Annotated in this window: 3 protein-coding genes; 2 read left to right on the plus strand and 1 reads right to left on the minus strand. The window is 72.9% G+C overall.

Annotation, left to right across the window (positions count from 1 at the left end; genetic code table 11):
* A partial coding sequence (locus FUT87_RS05890) for a S8 family serine peptidase (protein WP_255511686.1) occupies window positions 1–811 on the minus strand: 811 nt, incomplete at its 3' end.
* 33 nt (window positions 812–844) lie between these two features.
* Between FUT87_RS05890 and FUT87_RS05895 the strand changes: the two genes are divergently transcribed.
* Together FUT87_RS05895 and FUT87_RS05900 are read left to right on the plus strand one after the other, a co-directional pair.
* Window positions 845–1,570: a hypothetical protein gene (locus tag FUT87_RS05895; protein WP_255511687.1), complete on the plus strand. Its 726-nt coding sequence runs from the start codon at window positions 845–847 to the stop codon at window positions 1,568–1,570.
* A gap of 40 nt (window positions 1,571–1,610) precedes the next feature.
* Window positions 1,611–3,152, plus strand: a 1,542-nt coding sequence (locus FUT87_RS05900; RefSeq protein WP_147240392.1) for a sugar ABC transporter ATP-binding protein, incomplete at its 3' end; no start/stop codon positions are given.

Consider the following 3,152-nt stretch of genomic DNA (forward strand, 5'->3'; position numbering starts at 1 on the left):
CATTGCCGGCCGCGTCGACCGCGGTGGCGGTGAGCGTCACCGCGCCGTTGGCGACCCGGGTCGAGTCCCAGCTGAAGCCATAGGGTGCCGAGGTGTCCGAGGCGACGACGCTGCCGTTGACCCGCAGGTCCACGCGGGCGATGCCCTGGTTGTCGGAGGCGCCGACATCGACCGCGACCAGCCCGTTGACCGTCGCGCCGTTGAGCGGCGCGCTGACCGAGACGGCGGGCGGCTGGGTATCGGGCGCCGGCGCGGCCAGCACCGCCTGCATCGCCGCGCCCGCATTGATGCGGCCCCAGCCGAAATACGGATCCCGCCCGGCGGTGCCGAGATCCACGGCGGTGGTGAACAGCGCGTTCTGGATCGCGCTGCCGCTGAGCGTCGGCCGGGCCGACATCAGCAGCGCGACGGTGCCGGCCACGACCGGGCTGGCCAGCGAGGTCCCCCACCAGGCGCCATAGCTGCCGCCGCGCTGGGTGGTCCAGATGTTCTGCCCGGGCGCGGCCAGCGCGACGAAGTTGCCGTAGCTGGACCAGCTGGTCCTGGCATCGGTCTCGTTGGTGGCGGAGACCGGGATCATGCTGGCCGTGGGCGTGATGCCCTCGTCGATGCCGTTGTTGCCCGCCGCGACCACGACCAGCCCGCCCTTGCTGCGCAGGTAGTCGGCCGAGCTCTGCACCGAGACGCTGCCCGCCACGCCGCTGTAGCTGATGTTGGCCACGCGGGCGCCCTGGTCCGCCGCCCAGCTCAGGCCTTGCGCGACGGTGCTCCAGTAGGCATAGGCATTGGGGTCGGCGATGCGCACCGGCATCAGCTGCGCCTGGCCGGCGACGGCCGCGATGCGGTGGCGGTGACCGTCAGCGCGGTCGATGCGCAGGGTCGCGCGGTGCCGACCGCCAACCTGATGGTGCGCTTCGAGACCACCGGCGCCGGCCGCCTGATCGGCGTCGGCAATGGCGATCCCAATTCGCATGAAGCGTCCAAGGCGCCGGAGCGCTCGCTCTTCAACGGCCTGGCGCAGGCGATCCTCCAGACCGACCGTGACGGCCAGGGACCGCTGCGGCTGCGCGCGACGGCGGACGGGCTGGCGGCCGCCGAGCTGGTGCTGGACGTGCGCCCGGCGCGGGTCCCGTCGGCGCCGGCCGCGGAGGCGATCAGCCGCGTCGGTGGCTGGCGCATTTCGCCGCCCCAGGCCACGCGTCCTGATCCCAACCAGGTGCTGGCGGAGAACGACATGAACAGCTGGGGCTGGGGCGAGCCACCGATCCGGCAGGTAGCGGAGGCCGCGCCCTGGCGCGCCTACCGCGCTTCGCTGCGCCTGCGCGCCGACCGCAACGACGGCCAGGGCCAGCTGCTGTTCCAGGAGATCGCAGGGCAGGCCGAAGTCTGGGTCGACGGCGTAAAGATCGGCGAGAAGACCTCGCCAGCGCCCGGCCCCTTGCGCCTGCCGCTGGCCCAGGGACCGGGCTGGCGCACGATGACCGTGCTGGTGCGCGCGCAGCCGGGCCAGCCCTCGGGCCTCATCGGGCGGGTCTCGCTCGAGCGCGGCGCGGCGAAGGCGACGCCATGAGAGGCGCCGCCCGGCCACACGCGATGCGAGGCATGCGCCGATGAACGCGCTGCACGACACGTCCGCCCTCCCCGCGCTGCTGGGCATGCGCGGCGTGTGCAAGCGTTTCGACAACGTCGTCGCGCTCGCCGATGTCGCGCTGGAGGTCCATCGTGGCGAGGTCCATGCGATCTGCGGCGAGAACGGCGCCGGCAAATCCACGCTGATGAAGGTGCTCAGCGGCGTGCATGCGCCCGACGACGGCGAGCTGCGCATCGATGGCGAGCCGGTGCGCCTGGAGGGCCTTGCGCATGCGCAGCGCCTGGGCATCGTGATGATCCACCAGGAGCTCAACCTGGTGCCGCAGCTCACGGTGGCCGAGAACATCTGGCTGGGCCGCGAGCCGCGGCGCGGCTGGTTCGTCGACCGGCAGCGCCAGCGGGACGGCGCGCGCGCCTGCCTGGCCCGGCTGGGCGCCGACATCGATCCGGACGCCCTGGTCGCGACGCTGCCCATCGCGCAGCGGCAGCTGGTCGAGATCGCCAAGGCGCTGTCGCTCCAGGCGCGGCTGCTGATCATGGACGAGCCGACGTCCTCGGCTGGGCGAGCCGACGCGGCGCGGCTGCTGCAGGTCGTGCGCGAGCTGCGGCGCGAGGGCGTGGGCATCCTCTACATCTCGCACCGGCTCGATGAACTCGAGCGCATCGCCGACCGCGTCACCGTGCTGCGCGACGGCCGGTACATCGCGACCCGCCACTGGCACGAGACCTCGATCGACGAGATCGTCAGCCTGATGGTGGGCCGCGAGCTCCACCAGCAGTTCCCGCCGGCCACGCGGCAGCCGGTCGACGAGGTGCTGCTGCGCGTGCGCGGCCTGCGGCGCCACGGCGTCTTCGGGCCGCTGGACTTCGAGCTGCGGCGCGGCGAGATCCTGGGTTTCGCGGGCCTGGTCGGCGCTGGTCGCACCGAGACCGCCCGCGCGCTCTTCGGGGCCGACCCGCTGGACGGCGGCGAGATCGAGCTCGGCGGACAAGCGCTGGACATCCGCTGCCCGCGCGACGCGATCGAGGCCGGCATCGCCTATGTCTCCGAGGACCGCAAGGCCCACGGGCTGGCGGTGGCGATGAGCGTGGCCCACAACATCACGATGGCCAACCTGGGCGCGCTGACTCGCGGGCCCGGCCTCATCGACGCGGCGCGCGAGCGGGAGACCGCCGAGCGCTTCATCCGGCAGCTGCAGATCCGCACGCCCTCGCCGGACCAGATCGCGCGGCTGCTCTCCGGCGGCAACCAGCAGAAGGTGGTCATCGCCAAGTGGCTGTTCCGCCAGGCGCGGGTGATCGTCTTCGACGAGCCCACGCGCGGCATCGACGTGGGCGCCAAGTACGCCATCTATGCGCTGATGGACCAGCTCGCGGCCCAGGGCGTCGGCGTTGTGCTCATCAGTTCCGACCTGCCCGAGATCTTCGGGCTGACCGACCGCATCGCGGTGTTCCGCCAGGGCCGCATCGCCGGCGTGCTGGACACGCGCGGCAGCAGCCAGCAGGACGTGATGCACCTGGCCTCGGTCGGCCCGGTTTCCCCCTCCCCAGCGCCGCACGCG

Source organism: Mitsuaria sp. TWR114 (genome assembly GCF_007997345.1).